At 64.3% G+C, this 15195-nt stretch carries 16 protein-coding genes and 1 tRNA gene; 12 read left to right on the top strand and 5 right to left on the bottom strand.

The genetic code is table 11. The features are described 5' to 3' along the window. From AC5JJ6_RS18740 to AC5JJ6_RS18690, 11 genes are all read left to right on the top strand, one after another. Positions 1–704, top strand: a 704-nt coding sequence (locus tag AC5JJ6_RS18740; protein ID WP_496043504.1) for a zinc-dependent alcohol dehydrogenase, incomplete at its 5' end; no start/stop codon positions are given. 42 nt (positions 705–746) lie between these two features. Further along, positions 747–1166, top strand: coding sequence for a 6-pyruvoyl trahydropterin synthase family protein (locus tag AC5JJ6_RS18735; protein ID WP_496043503.1), 420 nt, complete (start codon positions 747–749; stop codon positions 1164–1166). Then, entirely contained in the window at positions 1163–2248 is a 1086-nt protein-coding gene (locus tag AC5JJ6_RS18730) for a glycosyltransferase family 4 protein (protein ID WP_496043502.1), read from the top strand. The genes AC5JJ6_RS18735 and AC5JJ6_RS18730 overlap by 4 nt, the downstream gene beginning before the upstream one ends. Before the next feature lie 16 nt (positions 2249–2264). Then, positions 2265–3095 carry a class I SAM-dependent methyltransferase gene (locus AC5JJ6_RS18725; protein ID WP_496043501.1) on the top strand — a complete coding sequence of 277 codons (831 nt, stop codon included), beginning with the start codon at positions 2265–2267 and terminating at the stop codon, positions 3093–3095. A 49-nt stretch (positions 3096–3144) separates the two neighbouring features. Then, positions 3145–3231, top strand: a tRNA-Leu gene (locus AC5JJ6_RS18720). A 100-nt stretch (positions 3232–3331) separates the two neighbouring features. After that, complete coding sequence (locus AC5JJ6_RS18715; RefSeq protein WP_496043500.1) at positions 3332–3616, top strand: DUF427 domain-containing protein; 285 nt, start codon at positions 3332–3334, stop codon at positions 3614–3616. 42 nt (positions 3617–3658) lie between these two features. Next, a complete protein-coding gene (locus AC5JJ6_RS18710; protein ID WP_496043499.1) occupies positions 3659–4348 on the top strand; it encodes a response regulator transcription factor in 690 nt (229 codons plus the stop codon). Between the two features lie 239 nt (positions 4349–4587). Beyond that, positions 4588–5334 carry a glycosyltransferase family 2 protein gene (locus tag AC5JJ6_RS18705; protein ID WP_496043498.1) on the top strand — a complete coding sequence of 249 codons (747 nt, stop codon included), beginning with the start codon at positions 4588–4590 and terminating at the stop codon, positions 5332–5334. Between the two features lie 17 nt (positions 5335–5351). Next, positions 5352–5654 carry a lipid-A-disaccharide synthase N-terminal domain-containing protein gene (locus tag AC5JJ6_RS18700; protein WP_496043497.1) on the top strand — a complete coding sequence of 101 codons (303 nt, stop codon included), beginning with the start codon at positions 5352–5354 and terminating at the stop codon, positions 5652–5654. Beyond that, a complete protein-coding gene (locus AC5JJ6_RS18695; protein WP_496043496.1) occupies positions 5651–7318 on the top strand; it encodes an ArnT family glycosyltransferase in 1668 nt (555 codons plus the stop codon). The genes AC5JJ6_RS18700 and AC5JJ6_RS18695 overlap by 4 nt, the downstream gene beginning before the upstream one ends. Positions 7319–7423: 105 nt before the next feature. Then, entirely contained in the window at positions 7424–7900 is a 477-nt protein-coding gene (locus AC5JJ6_RS18690) for a phosphatase PAP2 family protein (RefSeq protein ID WP_496043495.1), read from the top strand. A 56-nt stretch (positions 7901–7956) separates the two neighbouring features. On the opposite strand, the gene AC5JJ6_RS18685 is transcribed toward AC5JJ6_RS18690, so the two are convergent. Further along, a complete protein-coding gene (locus tag AC5JJ6_RS18685; protein ID WP_496043494.1) occupies positions 7957–8211 on the bottom strand; it encodes a DUF3072 domain-containing protein in 255 nt (84 codons plus the stop codon). Between the two features lie 149 nt (positions 8212–8360). On the opposite strand from AC5JJ6_RS18685, the gene AC5JJ6_RS18680 reads away from it, so the two are divergent. After that, a complete protein-coding gene (locus AC5JJ6_RS18680) occupies positions 8361–9200 on the top strand; it encodes an MBL fold metallo-hydrolase (protein ID WP_496043493.1) in 840 nt (279 codons plus the stop codon). Positions 9201–9210: 10 nt separating this feature from the next. Here the strand turns inward: AC5JJ6_RS18680 and AC5JJ6_RS18675 are convergent, their stop codons facing one another. From AC5JJ6_RS18675 to AC5JJ6_RS18660, 4 genes are all read right to left on the bottom strand, one after another. After that, positions 9211–10368 carry an ABC transporter permease gene (locus AC5JJ6_RS18675; RefSeq protein ID WP_496043492.1) on the bottom strand — a complete coding sequence of 386 codons (1158 nt, stop codon included), beginning with the start codon at positions 10366–10368 and terminating at the stop codon, positions 9211–9213. Then, positions 10365–11363: an ABC transporter permease gene (locus AC5JJ6_RS18670; protein WP_496043491.1), complete on the bottom strand. Its 999-nt coding sequence runs from the start codon at positions 11361–11363 to the stop codon at positions 10365–10367. The genes AC5JJ6_RS18675 and AC5JJ6_RS18670 overlap by 4 nt, the downstream gene beginning before the upstream one ends. A gap of 33 nt (positions 11364–11396) precedes the next feature. Then, positions 11397–13310, bottom strand: a complete 1914-nt coding sequence (locus tag AC5JJ6_RS18665) for an ABC transporter substrate-binding protein (RefSeq protein WP_496043490.1) — start codon at positions 13308–13310, stop codon at positions 11397–11399. Beyond that, positions 13307–15195 (bottom strand): ABC transporter ATP-binding protein (locus AC5JJ6_RS18660; RefSeq protein WP_496043489.1); only part of this gene is annotated, 1889 nt, incomplete at its 5' end. The genes AC5JJ6_RS18660 and AC5JJ6_RS18665, both read right to left, overlap by 4 nt.

Raw genomic sequence — 15195 nt, 5'->3', positions numbered from 1 at the left:
GCCGGCGCGTCTTCTGTCTCCACCCTCACCAGGACCTGTTCGCCGTACCCGCCGATATGGCGGTTCCGGTCCCCGAGACGGTCCCAACCGACCGGGCGGCGCTGGCCGCGAACATGGAGACGGCGGTCAACATCCTGTGGGACGCCCTGCCCCCGGTCGGCGCCCGCATCGCGGTGATCGGGGCCGGTGTCGTCGGCTGCCTGACCGCGTGGCTGGCCGGCCGCGTGCCGGGAGCGCGGGTCGAGCTGATAGACGTCAACCCCGCCCGCAGGGCCGTCGCCAGTGCGCTTGGGGTCCGCTTCGCCCTCCCCGAGGAGGCTGGGGGCGACTGCGACATAGTGATCCACGCCAGCGGCAACCCGGCCGGCCTGACGACGGCGCTGGCGCTCGCCGGCTTCGAGGCGACCATCGTCGAGGCGAGCTGGTACGGCACCCGTCCGGTGGCGGCCCCACTGGGTGCCGCCTTCCATCCGCGCCGTCTGCGGCTGCTCTCCAGCCAGGTCGGATCGGTGGCGCCATCGATGAGGCCGCGCTGGAGCTACCGGGACCGGCTCGGTCTTGCCCTTGATCTGCTTGAGGATTCCCGCCTTGATATCCTCTTGACCGGTTCGTCAATGTTTGCTGACCTAACGGATGTTTTTCCCCGGCTGACGCTGCATCCCGGCGATGAACTTTGCCATCTGGTCCGCTACCATCGGGCATAGGACCTGACGTAACAGACAGAAGAAAAACGGAGGATTGGTCCGATGTACAGCCTGACGGTGCGTGACCACATCATGATCGCGCACAGCTTCAAGGGCGCCGTGTTCGGTCCGGCCCAGAAGCTCCACGGTGCGACGTTCATCTGCGATCTGGAAATGCGCCGGAAGAGCCTGGATGCCGACGGACTGATCGTCGATATCGGCATGGCGTCGGCGCTTCTGTCGGAGGTGCTGAAGCCGCTGAACTACCGCAACCTCGACGAAGTGCCGGAACTGACCGGCTCCAACACGACGACCGAGTTCCTGTGCGGCGAGATCCACCGCCGCCTGAGCGCCCGGATCATGGACGGTGCGCTGGGAGAAGGTGGCAAGGACCTCGACAGCCTGAAGATCACGCTGCACGAATCCCACCTTGCCTGGGCGACCTACGAGGCCCCGCTTACGCCGGTGGAAGCCGGGAAATGAGTGCCGAACTCCATCTGGTCCTTCCCGGGGCGCTGGATCAGAAGACCGGCGGTTATCTCTACGATGCGCGCATCGTCGCCGGGTTGCGGGCTCGCGGCATCCAGGTGCACGTCCATTCGCTCCCCGGCACTTACCCGCTGGTCGATCAGGAAGCTATCTTCGAGGCCGACCGTGTCCTGGCCGGACTGCCGGACGGCGCCCTTGTCGTGATCGACGGTCTGGCGCTGCCGGGCGTCGCCGGCAGCCTGATGGTCGAGAACCACCGTCTGCGCCTCGTGGCGCTCGTCCATCATCCCCTCTCCCTCGAACTGGGGCTGAGCGAGGCCCAGGCGCGCACGCTCAAGCAGATCGAGCAGGGCAGTCTGGCCCGCGTCCAGCGGATCGTCGTGACCAGTCCCGCCACCGCGGAAACTCTGCTCGCCGGCTTCCACGTGACGCGGGACCGGCTGGGCGTCGTGGAACCCGGCACCGACCGGCCGGAAGCGCCGGCAGTGGGATCGGGCAAGGATGAACCCAATCTTCTCTGCGTCGCTACCGTCACCCCGCGCAAGGGTCATCTGGTCCTGGTGGAAGCCCTGAGCCGATTGACCGATCTGCCCTGGCGCCTGACCTGCATCGGCAGCATCACCCGCGACGCCGGAGCGACCCTGGCGGTTCAGGAAGCGATAGTCCGGCACGACCTTTCCGGCCGCATCGCCTTGATGGACGAGATCGAACCGGAAGCGCTCCAGCGCCACTACCATGCCGCCGATGTCTTCGTGCTGCCGTCCTACTACGAGGGTTACGGCATGGCGCTGGCCGAAGCCTTGTCGCACGGGCTGCCGGTCGTCAGTTCGAATGCCGGCGCCATTCCGACGACGGTCCCGACCGATGCCGGCATTCTCGTCCCACCTGGAGATGCCGCCGCCCTGGCCGACGCTCTGCGCCGGTTGCTGACCGATGCAGGCCTGCGGTCCAGCCTGACGGCAGCCGCCAGGAATGCCGCTTCGGCGCTGCCGACCTGGGAAGATGCGGCCGACAGGTTCGCCGCCGAACTGGCCGGGCTTGAGCCGGCTTTGCGCAGGTCCCTTGCCAGGGCGTGACGACGACGGCAGGGCCATGGACGCCATTAGCGGCTTCGATCCCGGCTGGCTCCGGCTTCGCTCTGCCTTCGACGATTCGGCCCGGGCCGATCGTCTGACTGGGCTTTTCGCCGGCTCGTTGCCTGAAAATCCCCGCCTGCTCGATCTGGCCGCCGGAACCGGCGCCAATCTTCGCTATCTGGCGCCCCGCCTTGGACGCGCCGGTCAGCGCTGGATGCTTGCCGACCATGACCGGGTGCTTCTGGAAGCCGCCGATGGGGAAGTGGCGCGCTGGCGGCAGCACGCCTCCACCCTCCCCTTCGAGTGGGAATGCCGGCAGGTCGACCTTGTGCACGATCTCGACAGGCTCGATCCAGCTGCCTTCGACGGCATCGTTTCCACGGCTCTCTTCGATCTCGTTTCAGGCGACTGGGCCGAACGGTTCGTCCAGTGGCTGGCGCAGGCTCCACGGCCCGTCCTGTTTACCCTCAGCGTCGACGGCCGGCTGGCGTGGGCGCCGGAAGATCCGGCCGATGGCGAAGTGCGCGGCTGGATAGAAGCTCACCAGGCGACCGACAAGGGCTTCGGACCGGGCCTTGGCCGCCATGCCCCGCCGTTGCTCGCCGAACTGCTGGCGCGACACGGGTTCGACGTCTTCACCGCCGAAAGCGACTGGAACATCGGACCCGCAGATACCGCCATGCACGGCGCTCTGCTCGAGGGCTATCGGAACGCGGCGCTGGAGATCGCACCGCCGGACCGGACCGACGCGATCGAAGGCTGGGCGCAGCGCCGGCTGGAAGAAGCGGCGAAGGGTCAACTGACCGCGATCATCGGGCATGTCGATATTTTCGCACGCCCGCGCTGAAAGTCTTTGACAGCATAAGCTCCGGCACAGTATCTAGCGGCTCCGCGCTGCCCAGGTGGCGGAATTGGTAGACGCGCAGGTTTCAGGTACCTGTGGCCGAAAGGTCGTGGAAGTTCGAGTCTTCTCCTGGGCACCATCCTCTCTGAAGGATCCGTGGGGTTTTCCCATGATCCCGGCGCACCATGTACCCCTCCTGGCACCGTGTTTCCGGTGCCGGTTCTCAACAGGAGGATGACATGGCCAAGGCCGTCTGGACTGGTAAGGTTATCGCCGAAAGCGACCGCTTCGAACTGGTCGAAGGCAACGTCTACTTTCCAGCTGATACCATCAAACGCGATTATTTCCAGCCGTCGAACAAGACTACCGTGTGTCCCTGGAAGGGCACGGCGCACTACCATTCGATAAGCGTCGACGGCGTCGAAAACCGCGATGCCGCGTGGTACTATCCCGATCCGAAAGAGGCGGCCGCCGCGATCAAGGACCATGTCGCGTTCTGGCGCGGAGTCGAGGTTCAGCGCTGAGCCTTCCCGGATTTACATGCCGGGAACCAGACAGGGGTAATAATGACGCCGGGCAAGAAAATTCTGCTGGTCGATGACGATGTGGCATTGCGCCAGTCCCTGGCCGAGCAACTTCAACTGCTCGAGGAATTCGAGACGGTCGAGGCAGGCGATGCTTCGGCCGCTCTTGCCATCGTCCGGCAGGGTTATTTCGACGCGATCCTGCTCGACGTCGGATTGCCCGACATGGATGGCAGGGAGCTGTGCCGGCTCATGCGGCGCGAAGGCGTGCGAAGCCCCATCATCATGCTGACGGCCGCCGGAAGCGACAGCGACGCGATCCTGGGGCTGGACAGCGGCGCCAACGACTACGTGACCAAGCCGTTCCGCCTGAGCCTGCTGCTGGCCCGCCTGCGAGCCCAATTGCGCCAGTTCGAACAGAGCGAGGACGCCGTCTTCGCCATCGGTCCCTATACGTTTCGCCCGAGCGTGAAGCTCCTGATGACCGAGACCGGCAACAAGAAGATCAGGCTGACCGAGAAGGAAACGGCGATCCTCAAATATCTCTACCGTGCCGGTGAGAAGGTCGTCGGCCGCGATACGCTGCTGGGCGAAGTCTGGGGCTATAATGCCGGCGTCACGACCCATACGCTGGAAACGCATGTCTACCGCCTGCGCCAGAAGATCGAGCGGGATCCGTCGAACGCCGAGATCCTTGTGACCGAGCCGGGCGGCTACCGGCTGGTGCCCTGATTTCCCTGACTTGAGTTTGGGCGTAATCAAAAAGTACAGGCCGGTCTGTCTCAAGTGATCGCGCCAACCAATATTACAATTTTTTAAGAATTCGTGACTCGATTTTAAAAGTCTTCCTTCTCCTCCCCACTTGGTTATGATGCCGCATCTCGTGAGGCCATGCCCTTGGGGGTATTTTTCCTGTGAACAGCGCTTTTCCCGCCATAGTCATGCCGACGGTGGCACCCGTACAGGAGCCCTTGCTTCTGTCCGTCGTCATCCCCGTCCACAACGAGGCTGACAACGTATTGCCGCTGCTGGCGGAAATCCGGGCGGCGCTGGCCGAAACAGGCGACTACGAGGTCATCTTCGTCGACGATTGCAGCGATGACGGAACGGCGGGACGTCTCGCTCTGGAGCGGGGCATTGCGGCATCCAATTCCGGAGCGGCCGTACGTGTCCTGCGTCACGCCAGCCGATCGGGCCAGAGCACTGCGGTCTGGACGGGCGTACGCGCGGCGCGCGGCGTCTGGATCGCGACGCTCGACGGCGACGGGCAGAACGATCCGGCCGATATCCCAAACCTGCTGAACCGCGCCTTCGCCGATGGCGGACCGGAACTGGTCGGCGGGTTGCGCCGCAAGCGGCGCGACGTCTGGTCGAAACGGGTCGCGACGAAGATCGCCAATGGATTGCGCCAGAGGGTCCTGAGCGACGGCTGCATCGATACGGGGTGCGGCATCAAGGTGTTCCGGCGCGACGCCTTCCTGGCGCTGCCCTTCTTCGGCGCCATGCACCGTTTCCTGCCGGCGCTGTTCCAGATCCACGGCTATCGTGTCGACTATGTCGAGGTCAATCACCGCCCGCGCCGCCGTGGCGTCTCGAAATACGGCAACCTGGGCCGTGCGGCCATCGGCATCGTCGATCTTCTGGGCGTTTTATGGTTGAAGCGCCGTACCCGCTTGCCAGTGGCCATCATCGAAGACGGCATCGAACAGGCTCACTGAGCGGAATGGGTGGAGCAATGCTTTCCGTCTGGACGGCGATCGGGTTCCTGGGGCAGGCGCTTTTTTCCATGCGCTTCCTGATTCAGTGGATTCATAGCGAGCGCATCAAGCGCAGCATCGTGCCGGAAGCCTTCTGGTATTTCAGCGTCGCCGGCGGCATTACGCTGCTGGCCTATGCGATCTATCGCCAAGACCCCGTCTTCATCCTGGGGCAGGCTTTAGGTCTGGTGATCTACGCCCGCAACATCTGGCTGATCCGGCGCAATAGGCGCGAGAAGGCCGATACCATTCCCGAAGTCGGAAGAGCACCTCAATCGTGAGCGCGGTGATTAGCGATACTGCCGGCCGGTCCATTACTTGGCCCAAGCGGACGGCTCTCGCCGTTGCCCTTGCCGCTCTCTGCCTTCTGCTCTTCCTTCCCGGCTTCTTCAGCCTGCCGCCGATGGACCGGGACGAAGCCCGTTTCGCGCAGGCGACGCGCCAGATGCTGGAGAGCAGGGACTTCGTCGATATCCGCTTCCAGGACGAAGCGCGTCACAAGAAGCCGGTCGGCATCTACTGGATGCAGTCGGCGGCGGTGACGCTGGCGGGAGGGCCGGAGCAGGCCGCCATCTGGGCATACCGGCTGCCGTCCCTGGTCGGCGCCACGCTTGCCGTGCTGCTGACCTTCTGGGTCGGCAGCAGCCTGTTTGGACCAATAGCGGGTTTCCTCGGCGCCGTCATGCTGGCCGGCACCGTCCTGCTGGGGGTGGAAGCGCGTACGGCCAAGACCGATGCGGCTCTGTTCGCGGCGATCGTCGCCGCCCAGGGGGTATTGGCCGGCCTTTGGCTGCGCCGGGAGATGCGGGAAGCCATGGGACTGGGCCTCGTCCTGCTGTTCTGGGGAGCGCTGGGCGTCGGCATCCTGCTGAAGGGGCCGATCATCCTGCTGGTCACCGGCGGCACGATCCTATGGCTGTCGGTGGCGCAGCGTGGGATAGGCTGGCTGGCACCTCTGCGGCCCAAGCTGGGGCTGCCGTTGATGCTGGCGCTCGTGGCGCCGTGGCTGATCCTGATCACGGTCAAGACCCACGGCTCCTTCTTCGCCGAATCGGTCGGTCACGACATGATGGCCAAGGTGGCGGGAGGGCAGGAGTCCAAGGGCTTCCCGCCCGGCTACTATACCCTGTTGTTTCCCGTCACGTTCTGGCCCTGGTCGCTGCTGGCGCTGCCGGCTATTCCGTGGGTTTGGAACAACCGGCGCGATCCGGCCGTGCTGTTCTGCCTCGCCTGGATCGTTCCGAGCTGGCTGGTGTTCGAGGCGGTGCCGACCAAGCTGTTCCATTACATCCTGCCGACCTATGCGGCGTTCGCCCTGCTGGCGGCACGGGCTGTCCTGGACGGCTTCGGCAAGGCGCGGGCCTGGCTGACCGGAACGGCGGCCGTGCTGTTCGCGGTGACAGCCTTGGCGCTGACCGGCGCCATGGCAGCCTTGCCGGCCGTGGTCGAGAAGCGTTTCGACCCGCTGCCGATCCTGCTGGCGCTGGTCACGCTGGCGGTGCTGGCCTACGGCGTCGTCCTGTACCGGAGGGAGTGGCTGCGGCGTTCGGTAGCCGTGCTGACGGCGGGTGCGTTCGGGCTCTATCTCCTGGCGTTCCAGGTTGTGTTCCCGCAACTGGAGACTATCTGGCTCAGCCCCCGCATCGCAGAGGCGGTATGGCGAGCGCGGCCCTGTCCCGGCAGCGTGCTCGTGTCCGCCGGTTTCACCGAACCCAGCCTCGTCTTCCTGACCGGCACGGATACCGTGTTGACGGGGGATGGTGCCGCGGCGGCCAAGGCTCTGGCAGGAGATGCCTGCGCCTTGGCTCTGGTCGACCAAAGGCAGAACCAAGCCTTTCTCGATCGGGCCGTAGTGGATAACATTCAGCCAGTATCAATTGAAACAATCAGCGGTTTCAATTACTCCCATGGAAGGAGTTCGCTACTGTCACTCTATCGCCGTTAAAGCGTAACTTTCCTCTAACCTTTACCGCGTATTGATTGCTCCTGTCGGTAGCCGAGGTGAGTTCCTTCGCCTCCATGTCCGCTTATCGGCAACGATAGGGTCGCAATGCGCAGCCGGTTTTCCGCAGACTTGCCGCTGGCGCGGTATTCGGTCTGGTGCCTTCTCCTCCTGCTGCCGGGCCATGTTTTCCTGAGTCATCTGGACCGTGCCGTCTACGACCTGATCCAAGGCGCGGAACCGCACATATTCTTGTTCTTCGGTGCCTTGACGGAAATCGGCGACAGCAAGTGGACGCTCGTTCCTACCGGTATCCTTGCCCTCCTGCTTGTTCTTGCAGGCCGGTACGGCTTTTCCGGCCGCCGTCCTGCCGCCATGTCCAACTGGTTGGCTTCAGCGTCGTTCTTCGTCTTCTGCTCGGTCGCCCTGTCAGGCATCGTGGTGAACGTCATCAAGGTCTTGGTCGGCGTGACGATGACAAAAAAGCGGCTCCGTGGGCCAATGCCTGACGGAGCCGCCGAGTTGCTTTACATGGAGGAACCGCACCACAGATGCGATACCCTTGTTATAGGCTGTTTTGGTTAACGCGAGCTTAAGGTTAACAAGAAAAATGCAGGCCTTTACTTTTTCCGGCAAGGCCTTCAGCTCTGCTTGCCGCGGCCCGTCTTGTTCTGAAGCTCGTCGATGCGCCGCGAGGCGTCTGCCTTGTTGAGCGACGAATCGAACTCCTCCTTCGCCTCTTCGCTCAGCGTCTTGAGGTACGAAGCCTGGGCGCCGGTCATCGGTTCGTCGCCGGTGGTCCATTCCGACGGGTCCTTCTCCGTGTTGGACGGGGTGCCGCCGTCCGGAGACTTCGGGTCCGCCGCGTTGTCGTGGTCGTTCCTGGCGCTGGCCATGGTCGATCGCTCCTGTCAGTACATGTCTAGCATATCAACAGGCTAATGTTGTTCTTGTTTCGTTGCTATCTGGAATTTTTCTCGACTCCGCACCAACCCCCCGCCAAATTAGAGCCCATGTGCGAAAAATATAACGAACGGCCAGCCCTTTGAGGCCGCCGGCTTCCGCAGACTTCACCGTCCGGTTCTGGGGCGTCCGAGGCAGTATACCGGCGCCCGGTCCCGAGACGATGAGATATGGTGGCAACACGACTTGCATCGAAGTGAGGTGTGGCGGACACCTGATGATCTTCGACGCGGGAACGGGCATCCGGGCGTTCGGCGGCCAGTTGGCGGGCGAGGCGCCGGTCGATCTCGACCTGTTCTTCACCCACACCCATTTCGACCATGTCGCCGGCCTGCCGTTCTTCGTCCCGGCCTTCGATCCGCGCAACCGGCTGCGCTTGTGGGCGGGTCACTTGTCGCCGCCGCAGACGATCCAGTCCGTCTTGTGCGACATGATGATAGCGCCCCTGTTCCCGGTGCCTCTCTCCGCCTTCTACGGCTCCTGCACGTTCAACGACTTCCAATGCGGCGCCGTCCTGCAACCGCGCCCGGATATCAGGATCGCGACCGGACCGCTCAACCACCCGAACGGCTGCTGCGGCTACCGGGTGGAGTTCGGCGGGCGGGTGCTGGCGATCGTGACGGATACAGAGCACCTGGCCGAAGGCCATGACGACGCCGTGCTGGAACTGGCGCGCGGTGCCGACGTCATGATCTACGACGGCATGTACACCGACGCGGCCTATCCCAAGCATGTCGGCTGGGGGCATTCCACATGGCAGCAGGGCTGCCGGGTGGCCGATGCCGCCGGGGTAGGGCGGGCGGTGATCTTCCACCATGAACCCAACCACGACGATACCGTCATGGACGGCATCGCCGTGGCGGCGGAGGAGATGAGACCCGGAACGCTTGTGGCGTTCGAGGGGATGGTGCTGGAACTCTGATGCGGGCTCCTCACCGATAGGGGTCGGCGGCATCGCGCAGGCCATCGCCGAGGAAGTTGAAGGCAAGGACGACGACGATCACCGGCACCACCGGCAGCATCAGCCAGGGATATAGAGCCACGACGTTGATGTTCTGCGCCTCGTTCAGCAGGACGCCCCAGCTGGTGATGGGGGGGCGCAATCCCAGTCCCAGGAACGACAGCGCCGTCTCCCCCAGGATCATGCCGGGAATCGACAGGGTCGCGGAGGCGATCAGGTGGCTCATGAAGCTGGGCAGCAGGTGGCGGCCGATGATGCGCCGGGGGCTGGCGCCCATCAGCTGGGCGGCCGTGCAGAAGTCCTCCTCCCGCAGGGCCAGCAGCTTGGAGCGCACCGCGCGGGCGAGGCCGGTCCAGTCGAGCAGGCCCAGGATCAGCGTGATCCCGAAATAGATCAGGATCGGGCTCCAGGTGACGGGCAGGGCGGCGGACAAGGCCATCCAGAGCGGCAGTTCGGGGAAGGAGCGCAGCACTTCGATGAAGCGCTGGGTCACGTTGTCGATCCAGCCGCCATAGTAGCCGGCGACGCCGCCGATCACGATGCCCAGGACGAAGCTGATAGTGATGCCGATCAGGCCGACGGTCAGCGAGATCCGGGTGCCGTAGAGGATGCGGCTCAGCATGTCGCGTCCCAGCCGGTCGGTGCCGAGCAGGAACAGGGTGCCGCCTTCCGACGGGCACATCAGATGGACGCTGGCCGGGACCATCCCCCAGAAATCGTAACCGTCGCCCCGGCAGAAGAACCGGATGGGCTGAACGTCGGTTTCGTCCACCGTGTAGACCCGCTGGAGCGTGTCCATGTCGAGCCGGTAGTCGAAGCCGTAGACGAAGGGACCGACGAAGCTGCCCTCGTGGAACAGGTGGACCGACTGGGGCGGGGCGTAGATGTGGTGGATGTGCCGGCTATCCAGCGCGTAGGGCGACAGGAATTCCGATATCAGGATCGTGAAGTACATGAAGGCGAGGATAGCGCCGGACAGCACGGCGAGCCGGTGGCGCTTCAGTTTCCACCACATCATCCGCCACTGGGACGCCATGTAGTAGCGTTCCTGCTCCGGCGACATGTGCTCGACCGCGTAGGGGTCGAACGGTGCGGTGGAGACGTAGTGGTCGAGCCGGTCGGCGGTCATCGGCTGGCCCCCCCTTCGAGCCGGATGCGGGGGTCGAGCATGGCCAACGCCACGTCGGACAGGAAGACGCCGACGACCGTCAGCAGCGCCAGGAACATCAGGAACGAGCCGGCCAGATACATGTCCTGGCTGCGGAGCGCATCCAGCAGCATCGGACCCGTCGTCGGCAGCGACAGCACGATGGAGACCACGGCGGCCCCTGAAACGATCTGCGGCAGCAAATTGCCGATGTCGGAGATGAAGGGGTTGATCGCCATCCGGAGCGGATATTTCCAGAGCACCTTGGCCGGCGACAGGCCCTTGGCCCGCGCGGTCACGACATACTGCTTGTGCAGCTCGTCCAGCAGGTTGGCGCGCAGCCGCCGGATCATGCCGGCGGTGCCGCTGGTGCCGATCACGATCACGGGAATCCACAGGTGCTCCAGCACCGACACCACCTTTCCCCAGCTCCACGGCGCATCCATGTAGACCGGGTCCATCAGGCCGCCGATGGACGTGCCGAACGTCACGTTGGCGAAGTAGAGCAGCACCAGCGCCAGCAGGAAGTTGGGAGTGGCCAATCCTAAGAATCCCAGGAAGGTCAATCCATAGTCGCCCAGGCTGTACTGGTGTGTCGCCGAGTAGATCCCGATCGGGAACGAGACAACCCAGATGAAGATAATGGTGGCGAAGGACACGACGATGGTCAGCAGCATCCGGTCGCCGACCACGTCTGCCACCGGCCTGTTGTATTCGAACGAATAGCCGTAGTCGCCGGTCAGCATGCCGCCGAGCCAGACGAAATACTGCTCGATCATCGGCTTGTCCAAGCCGTAGGTCTCGCGCAGGAACTGGAGCCTGCTCTGGTCGATCGCCTCGCCCCGGCTTTCGAGCTCAGTCATCAGCGTCGTCAGGTAGTCGCCCGGCGGCAACTGGATGATGACGAAGGTGATGGCGCTGATGGCGAGCAGGGTAGGGATCATCACCATGATCCGTCGCACGAAGAAGCCCAGCATGGTGATCGGTCGTCCCTTCCTAAACCTGAGCAATCAGCTCTTTTGAGCGAACCAGAACGTATCGGGCCGGTAGATGCCGAAATGCGCTCCCGGGTCCCAGCTGAAGATGCCTTCGTCCGGCACGTTGCGCAGCGTGGAGCGCACGACCACCGGCTGAAGCGTGCCGTTGATCAAGCCGATCGTGAAGACGTTGTCGGCATGGATCGCGAGGATGCGGTGCCAGGCATCGGCGCGGGCCGCCGTGTCCTTGGCGGTCCGCCACTCCGTCATCAGGTCCATCAGCTGCATCGGCTGAGGCATGTCGGGCTTTTCGCCGGCCGTGCCGCCGGTCTGGTAGTACTGGCCCCATTTCGGCCACTCGTACTGGTTCTGGTCCACCGGCACGAACTCGGTCGGGGCCATGTCGGCCGTCGGGATGCCGTTGTCGACGCCCTTGGCGATGGCCATCATGGTCTGGCCGGCATAGATGCGGTTGCGCAGCACTTCGAGCTGGGACGGCTTGGTGAACAGCTTGACCCCGATCTTCCGCCAGCTGTCTGCTATCAGTTCCAGCACGTCGACTTCCTCGGTGCTCTCGCCGGCCGTCTCGACGATGATCTCCATCGGGCGCCCGTCGGGCAGCAGCCGGACGTTTTCCGAACCGCGCTTGGTCAGGCCGATCTCGTCCAGCAGGCGGTTGGCCTGGGCCACGTCGTAATTGGTCCAGGCCTTCTGGTATTCCGGCTTGAACAGGGGAGAGCGGGGCAGAACCGTATTGTTGGATGCCTGGGCCAGCCCGTAATAGATCACCTCGTTCAACTCGTCGCGGTCGATGGCGAGGGACAGGGCGCGGCGCAGGCGGATGTCGCGGAACAGCTTCCGCCATTCCGGGTCCGAAGTGTTCATGTTGGGGAAGAGCGCCAGATGGGCGCCGCTGCCGACTTTCCAGAGGTCGACCTTGTAATCGTTCCGCTTCGCCGCCTGCTTCAGGAAGGTGTAGTTGTCGAACCGGATATAGCGGGCCTGAAGATCCGCCTCTCCGGCACCGGCCTTGGCCGGGATGATCTTGCTGTCCGCGATCTGGACCAGGATACGGTCGATATAGGGGAGCTGATGCCCCGCCTCGTCGATGCGGTGGTAGAAGGGGTTGCGGACGAAGACGAACCGCTCGGCTGGAGCCGCCGTCGTGTTGACCCAGGGCTGGAGCGTCGGCATATCGGGGTTGTCGTTGTCGTAGGCGTTGTCCATCCGGTTATGGAGATGCGCCCAGCTCTTCTGTCCCGCCTCCTTGACGAGCACCTTCAGCTCCGCCGCCTCGGCGTATTTCACGTGAAACTTTTTCAGGTAGGCCGAAGGGCCGAAGATCTCCAGCGGACGGGCTGCCGCCAGGGCCGGCAGGAAGACCGGATTCGGCTCCTTCCAGGTGTAGCGGACGGTGGTCTCGTCCAGGACTTCGAACTTGGGCGGCTCGCCGCCGGACAGCATCTCCGGCGGCGGGGTGAAAGGCGGCAGGTCGGGATTGAGGATGACGTCTTCCCACCAGTAGCGGAAATCCTCCGCAGTGAAGGGAGAGCCGTCGGACCAGCGGTGTCCGGGCCGCAGATGGAGGGTGAAGACCTTGTTGTCCTCGGACTCGACCGACTTGAGGATATCCGCTTCGAGGTCGAGGTCGGTGTCGTACGCGACCAATCTGGCATAGAAGTACGCGAAGAGGATGCGTACGTCCTTGGCCCGCGCCATCATCATGGTCAAGTCGCCGCCGGGTTGCCCTGGTTTTCCGCTATCGTCATCGAACGTCACTAAATGTGGTTCGGCGGGTATCCGCTGATCGACCGGGGGCAGTTTTCCGCCGGCGACTTTCTCGGCCAGATAGGGCGTCTCCAGGGCGGCAAGGGAGGGTGACGCTGCCGGCAGGCCGAACAGGAGGACGAGCAGGAGAGTTGCAAACCAAGCGCGGATGCGGGTCATGAAGCCAGCTCCAGCAATGCAGGGTGGGCCTTGGCGCGCACGAGATGACCGTTGCCCAGATCGATCATGCCGGGACGATTGTCGCCGTCGATCGTGAAGGGGGGAGCCCAGGCGCTGGGATCGGACGCGCGGCCTTCCCTCAGCAGGGCCAGATCGAGCCGGAAGTTGGGATCGGGGTCGGGGACCGCCGTCAGCAGGGCGCGGGTATAGGGGTGGACGGGGTTGCGGAACAGGGCGGCGCGGGGCGCTATCTCCACGATCCGGCCCCGGCACATCACCATGATCCGGTCGGCGATGTAATCGACCACGGCGAGGTTGTGCGAGATGAAGAGATAGGTCAGTCCCAGCTTGTCCTTCAGGTCCTTCAGCAGGTTGAGGATCTGGGCCTGGATCGAGACATCGAGAGCGGATACCGGCTCGTCGCAGATCAGCAGGTCGGGCCGCAATGCCAGGGCGCGGGCGATGCCGATGCGCTGGCGCTGGCCGCCGGAGAAGCTGTGTGGATAGCGCTTCAGATGCCTGACATCCAATCCCACGAGGTTCATCAGCTCCTTGACCAGCGCCCGGCGGTGCTCCGCGTCGCCGATATCGTGGATGATCAGGGGTTCGGCGACGATGTCGTACACCGTCATGCGCGGGTTCAGCGAACTGAACGGGTCCTGGAAGATGAATTGCAGGTTGCGGCGGAACTTGATCAGCTTGTCGCCTTCCAGCCCGAGCACATCGACCATGCTGCCCCGGTCGTTGAACAGGATGGAGCCGGTATCGGGCGTCAGCGCCCGCATCAGGATCTTCGACAGCGTGGTCTTGCCGCAGCCGGACTCGCCGACCAGCCCCAGGCATTCGCCCCGGCGGATCTCGAAGCTGACATCGTCGACGGCCAGCACGCCGCCGCCGGCGGGCTTGCGGTTGAACCAGCCGGATTTGCGCGTTTCGAACCGCTTGGTGATGTTGCCGACGCTCAGCAGCGGGCCGGCGGCGTCGACGGGCCAGGGCTCCGATGTGGCGTCCAGCATCTTGCCGCCGGCCGACTTGATCTCCCGGATCGGCACCAGCCGTTCGCCGGGATGCATGTGGAAGCGCGGGACGGCGCGCAGCAGGGCCTTCAGATAGGGGTGGCGCGGCTCCGCGAAGATGTCGCGCATCTCGCCGGATTCCATCACCTCGCCCCGGTACATCACGACGACTTCCTCGGCGACGTTGGCGACGACGCCCAGGTCATGGGTGATAATCAGCACGGCCATGCCGAGTTCGCCCTGAAGGTCGGCCAGCAGTTTCAGGATCTGCGCCTGGATGGTGACGTCGAGAGCGGTGGTCGGCTCGTCCGCGATCAGCAGCGACGGATGGCAGATCAGCGCCATCGCGATCATCGCGCGCTGGCGCAGACCGCCGGACAGTTCGAAGGGGTAGGTGTCCACCGCGCGCTTCGGGTCGGGGAAACCCACCAGCCGCAGCATATCAGCGGTCAGCTCGCGCGCCTGGGCGCTGTCGACGTTGCGGTGGAGCATGACCGCTTCGCCGACCTGGTTGCCGACGGTGTGGAGCGGCGACAGCGAGGTCATCGGCTCCTGAAAGATGATCGAGATGTTGCCGCCCCGGATCGACCGCATCTTGCCGCTTTCCGGTTTCAGCTTGGCGATGTCGATGGTCTTGGGGAACTCCGGGTCGGAGAACAGGATCTCGCCCTTCGTGATCCGGGCCGGGCGGGGCAGGATGCCCATGATGGCCTGCGCCACCACCGACTTGCCCGATCCGGACTCTCCCACCAGGGCTACGGTGCTGCCCGGCCGGACCCGGAATGAGATGCCGCGCACCGCCCGGATGACACCTTCGGCGACGCGGAATTCAACATGCAGATCTCGGACGTTCAGCAGGTCGGTCATTG

The sequence above is a fragment of the Skermanella sp. genome, assembly GCF_059503625.1.
The sequence above is the reverse complement of the archived record's forward strand: the minus strand, read 5'-3'. Positions and strand labels throughout refer to the sequence as shown.

What these genes read in the sequence shown, in the direction of transcription:
- AC5JJ6_RS18735 (WP_496043503.1), top strand. Translation starts at nt 747, where the DNA reads ATGTACAGCCTGACGGTGCGTGACCACATCATGATCGCGCACAGCTTC.
- AC5JJ6_RS18730 (WP_496043502.1), top strand. Translation starts at nt 1,163, where the DNA reads ATGAGTGCCGAACTCCATCTGGTCCTTCCCGGGGCGCTGGATCAGAAG.
- AC5JJ6_RS18725 (WP_496043501.1), top strand. Translation starts at nt 2,265, where the DNA reads ATGGACGCCATTAGCGGCTTCGATCCCGGCTGGCTCCGGCTTCGCTCT.
- AC5JJ6_RS18715 (WP_496043500.1), top strand. Translation starts at nt 3,332, where the DNA reads ATGGCCAAGGCCGTCTGGACTGGTAAGGTTATCGCCGAAAGCGACCGC.
- AC5JJ6_RS18710 (WP_496043499.1), top strand. Translation starts at nt 3,659, where the DNA reads ATGACGCCGGGCAAGAAAATTCTGCTGGTCGATGACGATGTGGCATTG.
- AC5JJ6_RS18700 (WP_496043497.1), top strand. Translation starts at nt 5,352, where the DNA reads ATGCTTTCCGTCTGGACGGCGATCGGGTTCCTGGGGCAGGCGCTTTTT.
- AC5JJ6_RS18690 (WP_496043495.1), top strand. Translation starts at nt 7,424, where the DNA reads ATGCGCAGCCGGTTTTCCGCAGACTTGCCGCTGGCGCGGTATTCGGTC.
- AC5JJ6_RS18685 (WP_496043494.1), bottom strand. Translation starts at nt 8,211, where the DNA reads ATGGCCAGCGCCAGGAACGACCACGACAACGCGGCGGACCCGAAGTCT.
- AC5JJ6_RS18675 (WP_496043492.1), bottom strand. Translation starts at nt 10,368, where the DNA reads ATGACCGCCGACCGGCTCGACCACTACGTCTCCACCGCACCGTTCGAC.
- AC5JJ6_RS18670 (WP_496043491.1), bottom strand. Translation starts at nt 11,363, where the DNA reads ATGCTGGGCTTCTTCGTGCGACGGATCATGGTGATGATCCCTACCCTG.
- AC5JJ6_RS18665 (WP_496043490.1), bottom strand. Translation starts at nt 13,310, where the DNA reads ATGACCCGCATCCGCGCTTGGTTTGCAACTCTCCTGCTCGTCCTCCTG.